At 70.1% G+C, this 17,327-nt stretch carries 24 protein-coding genes; 14 read left to right on the top strand and 10 right to left on the bottom strand.

Going from position 1 to position 17,327, the window contains the following annotated elements; translation table 11 throughout:
* Positions 1–65 precede the first annotated feature (65 nt).
* Together ACZ7CF_RS11155 and ACZ7CF_RS11150 are read left to right on the top strand one after the other, a co-directional pair.
* On the top strand, positions 66–698 hold the full coding sequence (locus ACZ7CF_RS11155; protein ID WP_458429473.1) for a peptidoglycan recognition protein family protein: 633 nt from the start codon (positions 66–68) through the stop codon (positions 696–698).
* Between the two features lie 134 nt (positions 699–832).
* Positions 833–1,480, top strand: a complete 648-nt coding sequence (locus ACZ7CF_RS11150; RefSeq protein ID WP_065914918.1) for a response regulator — start codon at positions 833–835, stop codon at positions 1,478–1,480.
* 36 nt (positions 1,481–1,516) lie between these two features.
* Here the strand turns inward: ACZ7CF_RS11150 and ACZ7CF_RS11145 are convergent, their stop codons facing one another.
* Both ACZ7CF_RS11145 and bluB read right to left on the bottom strand, forming a co-directional pair.
* Complete coding sequence (locus ACZ7CF_RS11145) at positions 1,517–3,016, bottom strand: tetratricopeptide repeat-containing diguanylate cyclase (RefSeq protein WP_360385739.1); 1,500 nt, start codon at positions 3,014–3,016, stop codon at positions 1,517–1,519.
* A 44-nt stretch (positions 3,017–3,060) separates the two neighbouring features.
* Complete coding sequence (gene bluB, locus ACZ7CF_RS11140) at positions 3,061–3,693, bottom strand: 5,6-dimethylbenzimidazole synthase (protein ID WP_360385741.1); 633 nt, start codon at positions 3,691–3,693, stop codon at positions 3,061–3,063.
* Between the two features lie 83 nt (positions 3,694–3,776).
* Between bluB and ACZ7CF_RS11135 the strand changes: the two genes are divergently transcribed.
* Entirely contained in the window at positions 3,777–4,133 is a 357-nt protein-coding gene (locus tag ACZ7CF_RS11135; protein ID WP_360385743.1) for a hypothetical protein, read from the top strand.
* Here the strand turns inward: ACZ7CF_RS11135 and rpsR are convergent.
* From rpsR to rpmB, 4 genes are read right to left on the bottom strand one after another with little or no spacing between them, the layout of a single operon-like run.
* Entirely contained in the window at positions 4,081–4,314 is a 234-nt protein-coding gene (gene rpsR, locus ACZ7CF_RS11130) for a 30S ribosomal protein S18 (protein ID WP_360386651.1), read from the bottom strand. The two genes, ACZ7CF_RS11135 and rpsR, sit on opposite strands and share 53 nt — an antisense overlap.
* Positions 4,308–4,601, bottom strand: a complete 294-nt coding sequence (gene rpsN, locus ACZ7CF_RS11125; protein ID WP_360385745.1) for a 30S ribosomal protein S14 — start codon at positions 4,599–4,601, stop codon at positions 4,308–4,310. The genes rpsR and rpsN overlap by 7 nt, the downstream gene beginning before the upstream one ends.
* On the bottom strand, positions 4,601–4,768 hold the full coding sequence (rpmG, locus tag ACZ7CF_RS11120) for a 50S ribosomal protein L33 (RefSeq protein ID WP_065914914.1): 168 nt from the start codon (positions 4,766–4,768) through the stop codon (positions 4,601–4,603). The genes rpsN and rpmG overlap by 1 nt, the downstream gene beginning before the upstream one ends.
* Entirely contained in the window at positions 4,768–4,998 is a 231-nt protein-coding gene (rpmB, locus tag ACZ7CF_RS11115; protein WP_360385748.1) for a 50S ribosomal protein L28, read from the bottom strand. Before rpmB ends, rpmG begins: the two co-directional genes overlap by 1 nt.
* A 66-nt stretch (positions 4,999–5,064) precedes the next feature.
* Between rpmB and ACZ7CF_RS11110 the strand changes: the two genes are divergently transcribed.
* The 3 genes from ACZ7CF_RS11110 to rpmF are packed head-to-tail and all read left to right on the top strand — an operon-like array spanning position 5,065 to position 6,358.
* Positions 5,065–5,949 (top strand): GTP-binding protein, encoded by an 885-nt coding sequence (locus tag ACZ7CF_RS11110; RefSeq protein WP_360385750.1) that lies wholly within the window; start codon positions 5,065–5,067, stop codon positions 5,947–5,949.
* Positions 5,946–6,197 carry a type B 50S ribosomal protein L31 gene (locus ACZ7CF_RS11105; protein ID WP_360385751.1) on the top strand — a complete coding sequence of 84 codons (252 nt, stop codon included), beginning with the start codon at positions 5,946–5,948 and terminating at the stop codon, positions 6,195–6,197. The genes ACZ7CF_RS11110 and ACZ7CF_RS11105 overlap by 4 nt, the downstream gene beginning before the upstream one ends.
* Positions 6,197–6,358: a 50S ribosomal protein L32 gene (gene rpmF / locus ACZ7CF_RS11100; RefSeq protein WP_360385753.1), complete on the top strand. Its 162-nt coding sequence runs from the start codon at positions 6,197–6,199 to the stop codon at positions 6,356–6,358. Before ACZ7CF_RS11105 ends, rpmF begins: the two co-directional genes overlap by 1 nt.
* Here the strand turns inward: rpmF and ACZ7CF_RS11095 are convergent.
* Positions 6,355–7,002, bottom strand: coding sequence for a histidine phosphatase family protein (locus ACZ7CF_RS11095; protein WP_360385755.1), 648 nt, complete (start codon positions 7,000–7,002; stop codon positions 6,355–6,357). The two genes, rpmF and ACZ7CF_RS11095, sit on opposite strands and share 4 nt — an antisense overlap.
* A gap of 74 nt (positions 7,003–7,076) precedes the next feature.
* Here ACZ7CF_RS11095 and ACZ7CF_RS11090 point away from each other — a divergent pair, with 74 nt between their 5' ends.
* The 8 genes from ACZ7CF_RS11090 to lepB all read left to right on the top strand — a co-directional run bounded on the left by ACZ7CF_RS11090 (position 7,077) and on the right by lepB (position 13,871).
* On the top strand, positions 7,077–7,397 hold the full coding sequence (locus tag ACZ7CF_RS11090) for an EthD family reductase (protein WP_458429470.1): 321 nt from the start codon (positions 7,077–7,079) through the stop codon (positions 7,395–7,397).
* Entirely contained in the window at positions 7,394–8,209 is an 816-nt protein-coding gene (locus ACZ7CF_RS11085; RefSeq protein WP_470369490.1) for a 3-hydroxyacyl-CoA dehydrogenase family protein, read from the top strand. The genes ACZ7CF_RS11090 and ACZ7CF_RS11085 overlap by 4 nt, the downstream gene beginning before the upstream one ends.
* Positions 8,210–8,219: 10 nt before the next feature.
* Complete coding sequence (locus ACZ7CF_RS11080; protein WP_458429468.1) at positions 8,220–9,389, top strand: GNAT family N-acetyltransferase; 1,170 nt, start codon at positions 8,220–8,222, stop codon at positions 9,387–9,389.
* 69 nt (positions 9,390–9,458) lie between these two features.
* Positions 9,459–10,220 (top strand): nucleotidyltransferase domain-containing protein, encoded by a 762-nt coding sequence (locus ACZ7CF_RS11075; RefSeq protein WP_360385763.1) that lies wholly within the window; start codon positions 9,459–9,461, stop codon positions 10,218–10,220.
* 19 nt (positions 10,221–10,239) lie between these two features.
* On the top strand, positions 10,240–10,851 hold the full coding sequence (locus ACZ7CF_RS11070) for a trimeric intracellular cation channel family protein (RefSeq protein ID WP_360385765.1): 612 nt from the start codon (positions 10,240–10,242) through the stop codon (positions 10,849–10,851).
* Between the two features lie 81 nt (positions 10,852–10,932).
* On the top strand, positions 10,933–11,628 hold the full coding sequence (locus ACZ7CF_RS11065; protein WP_360385767.1) for a response regulator transcription factor: 696 nt from the start codon (positions 10,933–10,935) through the stop codon (positions 11,626–11,628).
* The gene (locus ACZ7CF_RS11060; protein ID WP_458429467.1) at positions 11,625–13,010 is read left to right on the top strand and encodes a sensor histidine kinase; all 1,386 of its coding nucleotides are present in this window, start codon (positions 11,625–11,627) and stop codon (positions 13,008–13,010) included. Before ACZ7CF_RS11065 ends, ACZ7CF_RS11060 begins: the two co-directional genes overlap by 4 nt.
* Positions 13,011–13,019: 9 nt before the next feature.
* The gene (gene lepB, locus ACZ7CF_RS11055) at positions 13,020–13,871 is read left to right on the top strand and encodes a signal peptidase I (RefSeq protein ID WP_360385769.1); all 852 of its coding nucleotides are present in this window, start codon (positions 13,020–13,022) and stop codon (positions 13,869–13,871) included.
* Between the two features lie 56 nt (positions 13,872–13,927).
* Here the strand turns inward: lepB and ACZ7CF_RS11050 are convergent, their stop codons facing one another.
* The 3 genes from ACZ7CF_RS11050 to ACZ7CF_RS11040 are packed head-to-tail and all read right to left on the bottom strand — an operon-like array spanning position 13,928 to position 17,087.
* Complete coding sequence (locus ACZ7CF_RS11050; RefSeq protein WP_458429466.1) at positions 13,928–14,830, bottom strand: carbohydrate ABC transporter permease; 903 nt, start codon at positions 14,828–14,830, stop codon at positions 13,928–13,930.
* The gene (locus tag ACZ7CF_RS11045; RefSeq protein ID WP_360385773.1) at positions 14,827–15,783 is read right to left on the bottom strand and encodes a carbohydrate ABC transporter permease; all 957 of its coding nucleotides are present in this window, start codon (positions 15,781–15,783) and stop codon (positions 14,827–14,829) included. Before ACZ7CF_RS11045 ends, ACZ7CF_RS11050 begins: the two co-directional genes overlap by 4 nt.
* Positions 15,780–17,087: an ABC transporter substrate-binding protein gene (locus ACZ7CF_RS11040; protein ID WP_458429465.1), complete on the bottom strand. Its 1,308-nt coding sequence runs from the start codon at positions 17,085–17,087 to the stop codon at positions 15,780–15,782. The genes ACZ7CF_RS11045 and ACZ7CF_RS11040 overlap by 4 nt, the downstream gene beginning before the upstream one ends.
* Between the last annotated feature and the right edge of the window lie 240 nt (positions 17,088–17,327).

The raw sequence follows: 17,327 nt of genomic DNA, 5'->3' as shown, positions 1-17,327 counted from the left end.
ACCTTCGCATTTCTGGAACTGCTTCCAGATGCGCTGTATCGATCACGTATGCGACGAAGATCAGCATGATCCGCCGACGCACGCTCTTGACCTCCCTCACCGCGACCGCCGCCGTCCCGGCCCTGTCCGCCACGCCTGCGACCGCGCAAGCCCCTGTTCAGATCTATTCCTGCGCCGACTGGGGTGCCCGCCCTCCGGGTGAAGGCATCGAGGTGGTGGTCCGAAAGCCGGAACGCATTGTGATTCACCATTCAACTTCCCCGAACCTCGACAACCAGTCGATAGGCCGGGCCTATGAGCACGCGCAGTGGATTCAGAACCTTCATATGGACCAAAACGGCTGGGTCGACTCAGGTCAGCACTTCTCGAACAGCCGCGGCGGGTTCGTCCTGGAGGGGCGGCACGGCAGCCTCAACGCCCTCGAGCTCGGCGACCGCATCGTGGTCGGCGCGCATTGTCCAGGTCAGAACGACTGCGCCATCGGAATCGAGAACGAAGGCCTCTACGTGGACGTCTCCCCACCGCTGGCGCAGTGGGATTCACTGGTCGCCTTCTGCGCGCACCTGTGTTTCCGGTACGGCATTCCAACAGGTGAGATTTTCGGCCATCGGGACTTCATGGTCACTCAGTGTCCAGGTGATGCCCTCTATGCCCTGCTGCCGCGCCTACGCAGCGAAGTCACCGCGCTATTCCGGTAACTGTGAACGCCTCCCGCCATCTCGAAAAACGGTTACCACATGATGAGATAACTGAGAATTAACGTGACCTTCGGCGGTTGTACGCGAAGATCACGGCTCATGAGGGAGCACGGAACGCCAATGCGGGAGGCGTCGTGATCAAGGTTCTGCTGGCCGACGACGAGGACCTCGTCCGTTCTGGCCTTCGCATGATCCTGAGCAGTGTCGGGGACATCGAAGTCGTCGCCGAATGCGATGACGGGCACCTGGTGGCCGACCTGGCGCGCCAGCACCGTCCCCACGTGGTCCTGCTCGACATCCGGATGCGCACCTCGGACGGACTCGCGGCCCTGCGGCGGCTGCGGACCCTGCCGGAACCACCACGGGTGTGCATCCTGACCACGTTCGACGTCGACGAGTACGTCTCGGAGGCGTTGAGACTCGGGGCCTCCGGGTTCTTGCTCAAGGACACCGAACCGGAACAGCTCGTGAAGGCCGTGCGCGACCTCGCGCGCGGGGGAGCGGTGCTCGACCCCGGTGTCGCGGCCCGCGTCCTGGCCGCGGTCGCCGACGGTGAGCGGATGGCCGAGCCGGCCCGCCGGTTGCTGGCGTCGCTGTCGGAACGCGAGCGCGAGGTGCTCGTGCTGATCGGGCAGGGCATGTCGAACGCGGAGATCGGTGGCACGCTGCACCTGTCGGAGGCGACGGTGAAGGGCTACGTGTCGTCGGTGCTCGGCAAGATCGGCGCGGTCAACCGCGTGCAGGCCGCCCTGGTGGCCTACCGAGGTGGGCTGATCGCCTGAGGACGGGCTGGGCCGGGCTCCCGCACGGGGCCCGGCTCAGCCACCGGAAACGATCTCCTGCACCTCGTCGGCGGAGGGCTCGACCTCGACCCGGTTGCGGCCGTGCCGCTTGGCCCGGTAGAGCGCCATGTCCGCTGCCGCGAACAGCTGGTCGAGCTTCGCGGGGCCGGCCGCCACGCCGATGCTCACGGTCGGGCGGCGGACCGCGCCGAGCACCATGGTCCAGTCGTGGCCGTCGACGGCCGCGCGGATGCGTTCGGCCACGGTGGGGCCCACGTCCATGTTCGGGCCGGTGTCGCCGAGCAGCACCACGAACTCGTCGCCCGCCCAGCGGGCGACCAGGTCGTCGGAACGGCACTCGCGACGCAGCAGCGCGGCGATCTCGCGCAGGGCGGCGTCGCCCGCGGCGTGACCGGCGTCGTCGTTCACGCCCTTGAACCAGTCCACGTCCACCAGCACCAGCCACGGAACCCGGCCGCGGGCCGCGGTCGACTCCAGCAGTGCCTGCGCCGCGCGTTCCAGGCCCAGGCGGTTGGCCAGGCCGGTCAACGGGTCGCGGGCCGCGGCTTCCTGGGCGGCCACCGCCAGGCGTTGTGCCTGGACGGCCACCCGGCGTTGTTCGAGCGCCTGGCCGAGTCCCTCCTGGAGGGTCTCGGTGGCGGTGCGGGCCGCGGTCATCGACCGGCGCAGCGCCTCGGCCTCCCCGACGGAGTCGCCCAGTGCGTGGCAGATGTCGGCGAGCTCGGTGGAGAAGCGCAGCAGCAGCGAGGTGTCGTTGATGCGCTCGGCGTTCGCCACCGCGCGGGCGGCGAACGTGCGGGCCTCGTCCAGCACGTCCTTCTCGCGGCGGACCACGGCGAGGACCCAGTTGCCGACCGAGATGCCCCACAGGTCGGCGGCGTCGAGCGCCAGGCGCAGCGTCTCCTCGCCGAACTCGTCGGCCTTCTCCAGCTGGCCGACGCCCGCGAGGGAACGACCGCAGGCGCCCATCAGGGCACGGCGGATCTTCTCGTCCTTCACCAGCCCGAGGCCTTCCTCCAGGTGGGCGAGGGCCTCCTCGAAGATCGCCGGTGCGGCGGCGGGCGGACCGGAGCAGGCGCGGAAGTTCAGCGAGCCGCCGAGGCGCTGCAGGCAGCGCGCCAGGGTGTCGGTGTTGCCCGCGCGGCGGGCCACCTGCACCGACAGCCGCAGCATGTCGAGCGATGCCCGGCGGTTGCCGATGCCCTCCATGAGGTAGCCCAGGCCGGCCATGGTCTCGGCGACGGCGGGGCTGTCGGCGCGGTCGGTGTCGAGGTCGGTCCAGCCCTCCGCGGCCAGCTCCAGTGCGAGGGGGATGCGGCCGAGGCGCCACGCCATGACCGCGCGGTTCACCAGCACGGCCGACCGCACCCAGCGGTCTGCTCCGGGGGACACCTTGGTGACCACCTCGTCGAACAGGCTGTTGGCCTCCGGCTTGCGGCCAGCGTCGAGCAACGCGCGGACCTCCCGGTCCAGCCGCGGTACCTCGCCCGCTACCAGCGGATCGCGCTGCTCCACTCGTTCATCGACTCCGTTCCGACTCGCCGAGCGGCCCGCACAGGCTACCGGGTCGGTCGCGCCCCGTACCGATCGTGGTGCAGGACGTCATCGAGGGGTAGGCGGTTGCGCCAACCGTGACGTTCCAGATCAGGCGTGTCGGGCAGTGATCGGACCGGACCCACGCACAGCCACGCGACCGGGCGGACCCTCGTGGGGATGCCCAGCAGCCGGCGCAGCACATCCTCCCGGTAGAAGCTCACCCAGCCCACACCGAGGCCCTCCTCGGTGGCGGCGAGCCACAGGTTCTGGATGGCCAGGCACACCGAGTACAGCCCGGCGTCGGCGATGGCGTGCCGGCCGAGCACCGCGGGCGAGCCGCGGTCGGGGTCGTAGGTGACGACGATGCCCAGCGAGGACTCCAGGACGCCCTCGACCTTGATGCGGGAGAACGTCTCGGCGCGCTCGGCGTCCAGCGAGGCGGCGAACACGCTGCGCTCGGCCTGCACGTGGTCGCGGAACGCGCGGCGCACGGAGTCGTCGCGCACCAGCACGAAGTCCCACGGCTGGGAGAGCCCCACGCTGGGGGCGGCGTGGGCGGCGGTCAGCACGCGGCGCAGGACGTCGGGCGGGATCTCCGCACCGGTGAACTCCGCGCGGGTGTCGCGGCGGCGGTGCACAGCTTCGTACAGGTTCATTCGCGTGATCGTGCCTCACACGAAAGCACCAACTTCACACCGGAGAGGTGGCGCCGATCTCAACTTCGCGATATGGACCACGGATGACGAGAATGGCAGGTGGTTATGGCTCCGCCCTGGGTTTCGGCGCCGGGGTCGGTGTGACCGCGTTCACCGGTGCCTGGCCGGTGCTGGCGCTCGCCGGGCTGGCCGCGGTCGTGGTGGTCGTGTCGCTGCGCACGACGGTCCTCGGTGCCGCGCTGGCCGCGTTGCAGTGCTGGGGTCTGTACGCGACCTTCCTGGTCGGTGTTCGGGGCGATCTCACGGTCGACGAACACACGACCTGGGTGCTCGCGTTGCTGGTGCAGCTCGCCGCGCTGGCCTTCCTGGCCAGCGCGGCGATCCGCGTCATCGCCCTTGTGACGGGTACGGCAGCAAAGCCATCTCCCGTGCGTTTTTGACCGCGGTGGCGACCTGGCGCTGCTGCTGCGGCGTCAGGCCGGTCACCCGGCGCGACCGGATCTTGCCCCGGTCCGAGATGAACTTGCGCAGCAGCGCGACGTCCTTCCAGTCGACGACCGCCACGCCCTCCCTCGCGAGCAGGTTCTGCCTGCGCTTCGCAGGCCGCGGCGGCTTCACCAGCTGGCCTTCGACACGCCGGGGAGCTCACCGCGGTGGGCCATCTCCCGCAGCCGCAACCGCGACAACCCGAACGCGCGGAAGTAGGCGCGCGGCCGTCCGTCCACGACGTCCCGGTTGCGCAGCCGGGTCGGCGACGCGTCCCGCGGCAGCTTCTGCAGCCCCCGCAACGCTTCCGCGCGCGTCTCCGGGTGCCGCAGCATCTCCTTGAGCTCGGCGCGGCGGGACGCGTGACGCGCCACGACCTCGCGCCGGCGCCGGTCGGCCGCGATCTTGGACTTCTTCGCCATCAGCGCTCCTCCTTGAAGTCGACGTGCTTGCGCGCCACGGGGTCGTACTTGCGCAGCACCAGCCGGTCCGGGTCGTTGCGGCGGTTCTTGCGGGTCACGTAGGTGAACCCGGTGCCCGCGGTCGACCGCATCTTGATGATCGGCCGGACGTCGTTGCCCTTCGCCATCAGACCTTCACCCCCTGCTTGCGCAGCTGGGCCACCACGGCTTCGATGCCGCGCTTGTCGACGGTCTTGACGGCCTTCGTGGACAGCGTCAGCGTCACGAACCGGTTCAGCGACGGCACCCAGTACCGCTTGCGCTGGACGTTCGGGTTCCAGCGCCGCCGCGTCTTGCGGTGCGAGTGCGAGACGCGGTTGCCGAAGCCGGGCTCACGGCCCGTCAGCTGGCAGCGCATTGCGTACCTCCCAGGTCGGAACAACACAGATTGAAACGACATTCGTTTTCAACTACGGTAGCGCACATGGAAACCGTTGTCGTCATGGTGGCGGGGCTGGTCGAGCACGACGTGGCCGTGCGGGTGTGGCGCGACCGGCCCGGATCGGTGCTGGTGCGGCACGTCGCCACGCCCACCGCGGTCCGGCGCTGGGTCGACGGCGTCGCCACCGAGGTCGACCTGCTGCACGGCTGCGTGTCCTGCACCGTGCGCGACGACCTGAAGGCGTTGCTCGAAGCACTCCGAGGTCACACGGTCGTGCTGCACCTGGACCCGTTGCTGGAACCGGACGTCGTGCGCCGCGACCTCGACGTGGACGTCGAGTGCGTGATCACCGTGCTGGACGCGGCGACCTGGCTGGACGACGCGCTGGGTGACGCCTCGGTGGTCAGCGACCAGCGCACGGTCGCCCAGGTCGTGGTCGCGCAGGCCGAGGCCGCCGACGTGCTGGTGCTGAAGGGCGACGCCGACGACCGCACCCTCGCCGTGCTCGACCGGCTGGCTCCCGGCGCGCACCGCTGCACGCCCGACACCGTGGAGGTCAGGCGCGGCACCAGGCCGCGGATGATCCCGCTCGTCCCCGAGTGCGGTGTCTCCACGGCGGTCTTCACCGCCGACCGCCCGTTCCACCCGAAGCGGCTCGACGACGCGCTGGACGCGTTGCTCGACGGCACGGTCGTGCGCTCGCGCGGCCGGCTGTGGGTCGCCGACGAACCGGACACCGCGCTGCACCTGGAGTCCGCGGGCGGTGGCCTGCACGTCGGCACCGGCGGGCCGCGCGAGGGCAGGACCACCCAGATCGTGGCGATCACCGTGGGCGAGCCGGACGGCATCACCGCGGCGTTCGCCGACGCACTGCTCACCGACGACGAACTGTCCTTCGTGGACTCGATCAGGAAGTTGCAGACATGAAGCCCGGCATCCACCCCGACTACCACCCGGTGGTCTTCCAGGACGCGTCCACCGGAAGGACGTTCCTGACCCGCTCGACCGCCACCTCGAACCGGACGGTCGAGTGGGAGGACGGCAACACCTACCCGTTGCTCACCGTCGACATCACCGCCGACTCGCACCCGTTCTGGACGGGCACGCAACGGCTCGTCGACACCGCGGGCCGGGTCGAGAAGTTCAACCGCCGCTACGGGAAGCGTGAGCGCTGATGGCCGTTCCCAAGCGCAAGACCTCGCGTTCCAACACCCGCCACCGCCGTTCGCAGTGGAAGGCCACCGCACCGGACCTGGTGCGCGTGAAGACGTTGGACGGCAAGGAACTCCTCGTCCCACGCCGTCTCGTCGCCGCCTACAAGCGCGGACTCCTCTAGTGGGCCAGCTGGGTCGTCCCGTCCGGTGAGTCGCGCCACTGGACGAACGGGCGATCCAGCCTCCACCGCGTCCCGTCGTGGTCGAGCACGCGGTGCTCGCACGTGTCCGGGTTGGACAGCGACTCGAACAGGTCGATGCTCCAGTCGAAGAACCTGCGGCACAGCAACCTGATCGTCAGCCCGTGCGACACGACCAGCACGGTCTTCGGGTGCTCCTCGTCCTCGTGCATCCGCACCGTGAGGCCGTCGAGGAACGCCGCCACGCGGTCGTCCACGTCCGCGCCGGACTCGCCGTTGGGCAACCGGAAGAAGAAGTGCCCGAACGCGTGCCGCTGGTGCTTGAGCACCTCCTGCTGCACCGGGTCCTGGAGGTTGCCCCAGTCCTGCTCGCGCACCCGCGGCTCGGTGACGACCCGCTCGGTGTCGAGGCCCAGCAGCTCGAACGTCCGCCTCGTCCTGCGGTACGGCGACACGTAGGCCGCGACCGGCTCGTCGCCGGCCAGCGCCCTGATCACCGGGCCGGCCGCGCGGGCCTGCTCCTCACCGGTCTCAGTCAGCGGCAGGGCGTGGTCGGGGATGCGGCAGTAGGCGAGCTCGTCGACGTTGCCGAGGCTCTGGCCGTGGCGCAGCAGGATGATCCGCACCTCCCCATCGTGCCCTGCGCCCGCGGGTGCCGTCGGCGTTACAGTGCTCGGCGAGTCGAGGAGGAAGCCGTCACATGATCAAGTACATCGCGCTGTACAAGAGGCCCGCCGACCCCGAGGGCTTCGACCAGAGGTACTTCGAGTCGCACCTGCCGATCGTCGCCTCCGTGCCCGGATTGGTGCGGGCCGAGGTCGCGAGGGTGCAGCAGGTGTTCTTCGCCGGATTCCTGGGCGACACCGAGCCGCACCTGGTCGCCGAGATGTACTTCGAGTCCGCCGAGTCGATGAGGGCCGCCGTGCAGACGCCGGAGTGGGCCTCGTCGGGCGCCAACCTCGCCGAGATCGGCGGCATGGAGCTCGTGGCGATGTTCAGCGCCGAGGTGGTCGAACGGTGAAGGCCGTCGTCATCGGCGGCGGCACGATGGGCGCCGGCATCGCCCACGTGCTGCTCGCGGGCGGCCACCAGGTCACGCTGGCCGAGGCGGACGCCGAGCGGGCCGAACAGGGCGCGCGCACCGTCAAGCGGTCGCTCGACAAGGCGCAGGAGAAGGGCAAGCTCGCGGACGCCGACGCGGTGTTCGCGAACCTGAGCACCGGTGAGCTGCCCGCGGACGCCGAGCTGGTCGTCGAGGCCGTGCCGGAGAACGTGCCGCTCAAGCAGCAGGTCCTCGGCAACGCCGCCCGGCGGTGCCCGGACGCGGTGCTCGCGTCCAACACCTCGTCGCTGTCGATCGCCGAGATCGCCGCGGGACTGCCCGGCGAACGCGTGCTGGGCATGCACTTCTTCAACCCCGTCCCGGTGCAGCAGCTCGTCGAGCTCGTCCACCACGACGGCGTCGACCCCGCCACCGTCGCCAAGGTGCGGACCTGGGCCGAACAGCTGGGCAAGACCGTCATCGAGGTCAGGGACTCGCCCGGCTTCGCGACGTCCCGGCTCGGCGTCGCGGTCGGCCTGGAGGCCATCAGGATGCTGGAGGAGGAGGTCGCCTCCGCGGCCGACATCGACACCGGCATGAAGCTCGGCTACCGCTGGCCGATGGGCCCGCTGGAGCTCACCGACCTGGTCGGGCTCGACGTGCGGCTGGCCATCGCCGACCACCTCGCGGCCCAGCTCGGACCGCGCTTCGCGCCGCCGCGGCTGCTGCGCGACAAGGTGGCGGCCGGTGAGCTGGGGCGCAAGACCGGCCAGGGCTTCTTCACCTGGTAGAGAGGTGCCCGTGCACATCCGTGAGTACGGCGAGGACGACCTGGACGCGGTGTTCCGGCTGCGGAGGGTCGCGTTCAACTCGACCGAGCGGCCGGAACGGCTGGTGCGCCCCGGCACGCACGGCCTGGTCGCCGAGGTCGACGGCCAGGTCGCCGGCGTCCTCGGCATCGGCGCGTACGCCCAGTTCTACGGCGGCGCCGCGGTCCCCATGGGCGGGATCGGCGGTGTCGCCGTGGACGGGTCGTTCCGCGGCAGGGGCGTCGCGGGCGCGCTGCTCGACGCGGCGCTGGGCGTCATGCGGGAGCAGGGTCAGGCCGTCTCCGCGCTGTACCCGACCGTGCCCGCGCTCTACCGGGGTTTCGGCTGGGAACGCGCGGGGCGCTTCGAGTGGGTCGAGCTGCCGATGGACCGGGTGCTCTCGATCCCCGGCCCCGCCGAGCGGGTCCCGGCGCGGCCCGCGCGGGAGAGCGACCTGGCGGCGATCCACGAGTGCTACCTGGAGGTGGCGCGGACCGTCGACGGCCTCGCCGACCGGCGGCCACCCCGGATCGACCCGGCCGAGGTGCTGGAGCTGGACGTCGTCACCGTGCTGCCGGGACCGGACGGGCTGCGCGGCTACCTCACCGCCAAGCGCGAACCCGGCGACGGCATGGGCCGGCTCAAGGTGTTCGACCTCGTCGGCGCCGACCTCGACGCCCAGCTGACGCTGCTCGCGTCGCTGAAGTCGTGGGCGGGCACGCTGGAGGCCGTCGACCTGCGGATCGTGGACCCGGCGACGGTCGACCTGCTCGGCGCGACCCCGGTGCGCCACTCGGTGCTGACCTCGACCTGGATGCTGCGGGTCGTCGACCTGCCCGCCGCCGTCGCCGCACGGGGCTGGTCGTGCACCGGCGACCCGGCCGCGGACCTGGCCGTGGACCTGGAGGTCGTCGACCCGCGGGCGCCGTGGCACGCCGGACCGTGCCGGATCGTCGCCTCGGACGGCGTGGTGCGGGTCGAACCGGGCGGGTCGGGCGCGGTGCGGGTGCACGCCCGTGCGCTGGGACCGTGGTTCTCCGGCCTGCAGAACACGCACGCGCTGCGGCGGGCCGGGCTGCTCGAAGGCGACCCGGCGGACGCGGTGGCGCTGGACCGGCTCGTCGGCTCGGCGGGCGTGCCGCGGCTGGCCGACTTCTTCTGACGGCGCCGTTACCGGCCGTCCCGCATGTCACTCGTCGCCCGACCGCCCCCATCGGGTGACAATGGCGGCATGTCTGGGGAGATCAGGCGTGCGCAGTGGTACCCGAACGGGCACCCGCTGTGCCGGGACCGGGAACCGGTGGCCGCCGCGCGGGACCTGCTCGACGAGCACTTCGCGCTCGCACGGGCCGCGTTCCTCGGTGGCAGTGCCGCCGCCGGTGACTACACACCGAACTCCGACCTCGACCTCGTCGTGATCATCGACGGGCTGCGCGGCGCGTACCGGGAGACGTTCGTGCACCGCGGCTGGCCGGTCGAGCTGTTCTGCCACACCGTCGAGTCCTTCCTGGACTTCGTCGCCCGCGACACGAAGGAACGCCGCCCGCCGCTGCTGTACATGTGCGCGGAGGGGCTGATGATGCTCGACGCGGACGGCACCGGCGCGCGGCTGCGGGCCGAGGCGCGGCTCCTGCTCGACGCGGGCCCGCCGCCGCCGACCGTGACCGAGCTGGAGGACCGCCGCTACGCCGTCACCGACATGCTGGAGGACCTCGTCTCCGCGCGGGACGACGACGAGCTGCTGTTCGTCGCGGCGAAGCTGCTGACCGGCGCGGGCGAGCTGGCGCTGGTGGTGCGCAACCGGTGGCTCGGCCACGGCAAGTGGCTGCTGCGCCGGCTGCGCGACGCGGGCGAGGGCGAGCTCGTGGACGCCTACCGGGCGCTGGCGCGCGGCGGTGACCCGAAGTGGTTCGCGCAGTGCGTCGAACGCGTGCTGGCCGCCGCGGGAGGGCGGCTGGAGGCCGGTTACCGCAGGGAGGCGCCACCCCGGTGACCACGTACCCTTCTCGTCCGTGCTGCTCACCGCACTCGAGCTGATCGGGATCGCCGTCTTCGCCGCCTCCGGCGCGCTCGCCGCCGTGCGGGCCAGGCTCGACGTGTTCGGCGTCGTGATCCTGGCGCTCACCACGGCGCTGGGCGGCGGCATCGTGCGCGACGTCCTGCTCGGCGTGCACCCGCCCACGAGCCTGCGGACCTGGCCGTACCTGCTGGTCGCCGGCGTGACCGGGGTGCTCGTCTTCTGGTTCAGCCCGCAGGTGGCGAAGCTGCGGCGCTCGGTGCTGGTGCTCGACGCCGTCGGCCTGGGGCTGTTCGTCACCTCCGGCACGACGACCGCGCTCACCCTCGGCGCACCCCCGTACGCGGCGTGCCTGGTCGGCATGACCACCGGCATCGGCGGTGGCGCGTTGCGCGACTTGCTGCTGCGGGAGATCCCGTTGGTGCTGCGGCGGGAGATCTACGCCGTCGCCGCGCTGGCCGGAGCGGTGGTCGTGGCGGTCGGCGAGTGGGCGCGGCTGCCGAAGGGCCTGGTCGCGCTGGCCGGTGCGGTGCTGATCATCACCGTGCGGCTGGTGGCGCTGTGGCGGAAGTGGAACGCCCCCGTCGCGCGGGGCCTGGACGGCTGAGCGGCGGCTAACGCCGAACTCACACCCGCTGTTGAGGACCTTCTCAGGCGCCTCTCAGTTCCCTCGGCAAGACTGACCCACATGCGCATCCTCGTTGTCGATGACGATCGGGCGGTCCGGGAGTCGCTCCGGCGCTCGCTGCAGTTCAACGGCTACCAGGTCGAGACCGCCGGTGACGGCATGCAGGCACTGGAGTCGGTGACCGCCGCCAGGCCGGACGCGATGGTGCTCGACGTGATGATGCCGCGCCTCGACGGGCTCGAGGTGTGCCGCAGGCTGCGCAGCACCGGTGACGACCTGCCCATCCTCGTGCTCACGGCGCGGGACGCGGTGAGCGACCGGGTGTCCGGTCTGGACGCCGGTGCCGACGACTACCTGCCCAAGCCGTTCGCGCTGGAGGAGCTGCTCGCCCGGCTGCGGGCGCTGCTGCGGCGGGCCACCCACGACACCGAGGCCGCGTCCGGCTCCGCCGCCGTGCTGAGGTTCGCCGACCTGGAGCTCGACCCGTCCACGCGGGACGTGCGCCGCGGCGAGCGGCCGATCAGCCTGACCCGCACCGAGTTCGCGCTGCTCGAGCTCCTGCTGGCGCACCCGCGCCAGGTGCTCACCCGCGGCCGCATCCTGGAGGACGTGTGGGGATACGACTTCCCGACCTCGGGCAACGCGCTGGAGGTCTACGTGGGCTACCTGCGCCGCAAGACGGAGGCGGAGGGCGAGCCCCGGTTGATCCACACGGTGCGCGGGGTGGGCTACGTCCTGCGGGAGACGCCTCCGTGATCGCCGAACCCCAGGGACGGCTGCAACGGGCGTCGCTGCGGGCTCGGGTCACCTGGCTGGCGGCCTTCTGCGTCGCCGGCGCGGTCGCACTGGTGTCGTTCGGCGCGTACATGATCGTGCGCAAGAACGTCTACGACGCCCTGGACGAGAGCCTGCGCGAACGCGCCGTGGCCGTCGTCAACGGCGTGGCGATCAACGACGCCCAGGTGACGACGTACCCGGCGGCGTTCCTCGCGGCCGGTGACGTGCGGATGGGCCTGCTGTCCGGCTCGACCGGCACGTTGCGCTACCCGGAGAACTCGCAGGAGCCGCCGAACGCACCGCAGGCGCGCGAGGTCGCGCAGGGCCTGCGCAGCGACTTCCTGTGGACCGACTACAAGACGGACACGCGGGCGATCGCCGTCGGCTACCGCAACGGCTCGGCGATCGTGATCGCGCAGTCGCTGGAGCCGCAACGCGCCACGCTCGCGAAGCTCAGCATCGTGCTGCTGCTGATCGGCGGTGCCGGCGTGCTGCTCGCTGCCATCGCGGGCACGGCCGTGGCACGCACCGGTCTGCGGCCGGTGCAACGGCTGACCGAGGCCACCGAACGCGTCGCGAACACCGGTGACCTCACGCCGATCCCGGTCTCCGGCGACGACGAGCTGGCCCGGTTGACGCACAGCTTCAACGCCATGCTCGGCGCGGTCGCGGAGTCGCAGGAACGGCAACGCCGCCTGGTCGCCGACGCGGGCCACGAGCTGCGCACCCCGCTGACGTCGATGCGCACCAACCTGGAGCTGCTGCTCGCGTCGGAACGCCCGGATTCACCCACGTTGTCCGAAGAGGACAAGCGGGAGATCCAGTCCGATGTGCGCGCTCAGCTCGACGAGCTCACCACGCTCATCGGTGACCTGGTCGAACTGGCCCGTGAGGACGCACCTCAGGTCGTGCACGAGCCCGTCGACCTCGTGGAGGTCGTGGAACGGGCGCTGGACCGCGCCCGCCGCCGTGCCTCCGGTGCCGTCACCTTCGACGTGCGGCTGCAACCGTGGACACTTCTGGGTGATTCGAGTGCGCTCGAACGCGCGGTGCTGAACCTCCTCGACAACGCGGTGAAGTTCAGCCCCTCGGGCTCGGCGGTGCGGCTGGAGCTCCGCCAGCTCGGCGACGGCAGTGCCGCGGTGGAGGTGGCGGACGCGGGCCCCGGCATCGCGGATGCCGATCTACCTCACGTTTTCGAGCGGTTCTACCGTTCGTCGGAGGCGCGCACGCTGCCGGGTTCCGGGCTGGGGCTCGCCATCGTGAAGCAGGTCGCGCAACGGCACGGCGGCACGGCCACCGCGGGCAGGGCGCCCGAGGGCGGTGCCCTGTTCACGTTGCGCCTACCCGGACGTCCGTAAGGTGGGGGTGTGAGTCATCGCGTGAACGACGATTCTTCGTCGACCTGGGAGACGACCCCGCCGGCCGGGGACGGTCCTGCCGAGCCCACGTCGCGCTTCTCCACGTCCGCGTCCCGGTCCTCCGCGCAGTCGTCGTCGTCCTCACCCGACGACGACTCGACGCCGGGGTTCTCGAAGAAGAAGCCGAAGAAGAAGCAGCCGTTCTGGAAAGAGCTGCTGGTCATCTTCGGCGTGGCGCTGCTGCTGACCGTCGTCATCCAGACGTTCATCGCGCGCGTGTTCGTCATCCCGTCGGCCTCGATGGAGACGACGCTGCACGGCTGCACGGGCTGCGTGAACGACAAGGTGCTGGTCGAGAAGATCACCTACCTGTTCCGCGACCCCCAGCCCGGTGACGTGATCGTCTTCCGCGGCCCGCCGAACTGGACCGGCGGCAAGCAGCCCCCCGGTTTCGTGCAGGGCACGCTGCAGGACCTCGGCTCGATGGTGAACCTCTCCGAGCCCAGCGGCACCGACTTCATCAAGCGCGTCATCGCCGTCGGCGGGCAGACCGTCGAGTGCTGTGACGACAAGGGCCGCGTCCTCGTCGACGGCAAGCCGCTGGACGAGCCGTACATCAACTTCGGTCCCGGCCCGAAGCAGCAGGAGACGTTCGAGAAGGTCACCGTTCCCGCGGGCAAGCTGTGGGTGATGGGCGACAACCGCAACAACTCGTCCGACTCGCGCAAGCACGGCGACCCGACGCCCGCCGACGGTGCGATCCCGATCGACAACGTCGTGGGCAAGGCGCGGGTGATCGTGATCCCGGTCAGCCGGTGGGGCACGATCTCGGACCACAACCCGCAGACCGGCGGCAAGTAGTCCGCACACGACAACGCCCCCGAGCCGATGGCCCGGGGGCGTTGCGCGTTGCCCGGTCAGCCCTTCGTCGACCCCAGCGTGAGGCCGCCGACGAACTGCCGTTGCAGCACGAAGAACACCACCAGCGTGGGCAGTGCCACGAGCAGCGAGCCGGCTGCGACGAGGTTGTTGTCGGTGAAGAACGTGCCCTTGAGGTTCTGCAGCGCCGAGGTGACCGGCATCTTGTCGCCGTCCTGGATCAGCACCAACGCCCACAGGAAGTCGTTGTAGATCCAGGTGAACTCCAGCGTCGCGAGCGCGGCGAGCACCGGACGGCACAGCGGCAGGGTGAGCTGCCAGTACTGCCGGAACACCGACGCGCCGTCCACGCGGGCGGCCTCGGTCAGCTCGTACGGGATGGTCTTCATGTAGTTCGACAGCACGAACGTGCAGAAGCCCATCTGGAACGCGATGTGGATCAGGATCACGCCGAGCGGGGAGTCGATCAGCGACTCGCTCTCCGACAGCCACGCCGGCAGCTCGATCAGCCGGTACAGCCGCCACAGCGGCGTCACGATCACCTGCTGCGGCAGCAGGTTGCCCGCCGTGAAGACCATCAGCAGCGCGATGTTGAACTTGAAGCTGAACCGGGACACGCCGAACGCGACCATCGAGCTGAGCACCAGCGTGACGACCAGCGCCGGGACGGTGATCAGGAACGTGTTCCAGTAGAAGTGCGGCAGGTCGCCGACCTCCCACGCCTTGGCGAAGTTGTCGAGCGTCAGCGACTTCGCGATGGAGAAGTAGCCGTTGACCGACGTGTCGTCGTAGGTGCGCAGCGAGGCGTAGACCGCCCACAGCAGCGGCGCCAGGGTCACCAGGCAGGTGAGGACCAGGAACACGTGCAGTGCGACCCGCGCGGGGGTCACCGGGTGCTTCTTCACGGCCGGCACCGAGGGCCGTTCCAGCGTGGCCGTCACGTCCGGTTCTCCTTGCTGAACACCTGGTACAGGTACGGGATGATGACGCCGAGCGAGATCGTCAACAGGATCACCGCGACCGCGGAGCCGCGGCCGATGCGGGAGGCCTCGCCGATGATGTTGTCGGTCACCAGCACCGACAGCAGCTCCAGTCCGTTGCGGCCCTTGTTGATGACGTAGACGATGTCGAACGCGCGCAGCGCCTCGATCACCGTCACGACGGCCACCACGATGTTGACCGGCTTCATCACCGGGAAGGTGACGCGGAAGAACGTCTGCGCCGCCGACGCGCCGTCCAGTGCCGCGGCCTCCTTGAGCGCCGGGTCCACCGCCTTCAGGCCCGCCAGGTACAGCAGCATGATGTAGCCGGTGTGCCGCCACGCCGCCGCGACGAGCACCGCGTACAGGTTGATGTCCGAGTCGCCGATGAAGTCGACCGGGTTGTCCCCGAGCCCCAGCAGCGAGTTGAGCAGGCCGCCGTCGGGCGTGTAGATCAGCTGCCAGATGAAGCCGACCAGCGCGAGCGACAGCACCATCGGCATGTACAGCGCGCTCTGGTAGACCCGGCTGAACCGCAGCTCGCGGTCGAGCAGCACGGCCAGCAGCAGACCGGCGCAGGTCGGGACGACCAGCAGGAACGCCAGCCACACCAGGTTGTGCTGCACCGCGGGCCAGAACCGCGGGTACTCGGTGAAGATCTCGGCGTAGTTCCCGACACCGATCCACTCGATGTCCTCGAAGCCGCCGATGCCGTTCCACTTGCTGAACGACAGCGCGACCGAGCCCAATGCCGGGACCCACACGAACATGAGGTGCACGAGCGTGGGGATGCCGAGCATGAGCGCCAGCACCAGCTTGTCCGTGCCCGCCAGCGCGGTGGCGCGCTTCCCACGCCGGCGAGGCGGCGGCCCGCTGGGGACCACCGCCTTCGGCTTCTCCTGGACCGCGGTCACTTGAAGATGTTCTTCGCCTGGTCGGCCATGCCCTTGAGCACGGAGTCGACGCTGTTCGGGTCCTTGATGAACGCGATCAGCCCGTTGGTCGCCGCCTCGCTCGCGAAGCCGGGGTCGGTGTCGCGGTCGAGGAACTGCGTGATGTGCTTGGCGTTCTTGATGGTGTCCGCCACCTTCTTCTGCAGCGGGCTGTAGCTCGCCTGGTCCGCCTTCTGGTTGGTCGCGACCGCGGTCGGGTCGGCCTTGAGGTAGGCGAGCTGCGGCTCGGCGGAGGACAGGTACTCCAGGAGCTTGAGCGCGCCCTCGGAGTTGGCCGGCTTCTTCGCCATCAGGTAGCCGTCGATCGGCGCCTCGACCGTGTCGGTGCCGTGCGCGGGGTTGATCTCCGGGAACGGGAAGAAGTCGAGGTCGGCCTTGTCGGCGTCGGGGAACTGCTGGCCCACGAACGCGCCCAGCAGGTACATGCCGGACTTCTTCTGCTGCAACGTCTGCGCGGCTTCCTGCCACTCGCGGCCGAGCGCGTTCTCCTGGTGGAACGGCAGCAGCCGCTTCCAGGTGTCGAAGACGTCCTTGACCCGCTTGTCCTGCCAGTCCTCCTTGCCGGCCAGCAGGTCGACGTGGAACTGGTAGCCGTTGATGCGGAAGTTGAGCTGGTCGAACGTGCCCATGCCCGGCCAGCCCTGCTTCTGCGCGAAGGCGATCGGGATCAGGCCGTCCGCCTTCATCCTCGTGGACAGCGCCACGAGCTCGTCGAGCGTCTTGGGCACCTCGTAGCCGCGCTCCTGCCACAGGCTCTTGCGGTAGAACATGCCCCACGCGTACTGGGTGAACGGCACGAAGTACTGCTTGCCGTCGGTGCCGGTGGAGGCCTGCTTGAGCGCGTCGGAGTAGTTGCCGCCGACCTTGCCCCACAGGTCGCTGAGGTCGCCGGTCAGGCCCTGGTCGGCGAAGAACCGCATCCGGTAGCCGGCGAACCACGCCAGTACGTCGTCCGGCTTGCCCTGCAGGTAGTTGTTGATCTGCTCCTGGTACTGCTCGTGCTGCTTGGTGTTGATCGTGACCGACAGGCCGCCCGAGCTCGCCTCGAACGCCTTCAGCGCCGCGGTGATCGCGTCCTTCGGCACCTGGTCGCTGAGGTTGTTGCCGAACGTCACGACCTTCGAGTCCGCACCGGAGCCCGAGCCGCCGCCGCAGGCCGCGAGGCCACCGGTGGCGGCGACACCCGCACCGGCCAGCATGACGCGCAGCATGGTGCGCCTGCCGAAGTGCGGCAGGGGAGTGGAACCCGACGCGTACCGAACCATCATCGCTCCTACAGGTGACACTCGCTCGTGCGAACCGAACAGGACTCCAACAAAGTTGCGCACAATGTGGTCCCAGCCACACAGCATGTCAAGTCCCGTTACGGAGCTGTTAAACCAGTGCACACGCAGTGCACGCGCTGTGTCCGGACCGTTCCCGGTACTCGTTGCGGTCAACCGCCGAACAGAGCCAAACGCGAAGTGTTGTTTGCTTGTGTTGACGTTGGGGGTTGTTGTCGGCCA

The sequence above is a fragment of the Lentzea sp. NPDC036955 genome, from assembly GCF_055608005.1.
Note: the sequence above shows the minus strand (reverse complement) of the source record. Positions and strands in the feature narration are given on the sequence as shown.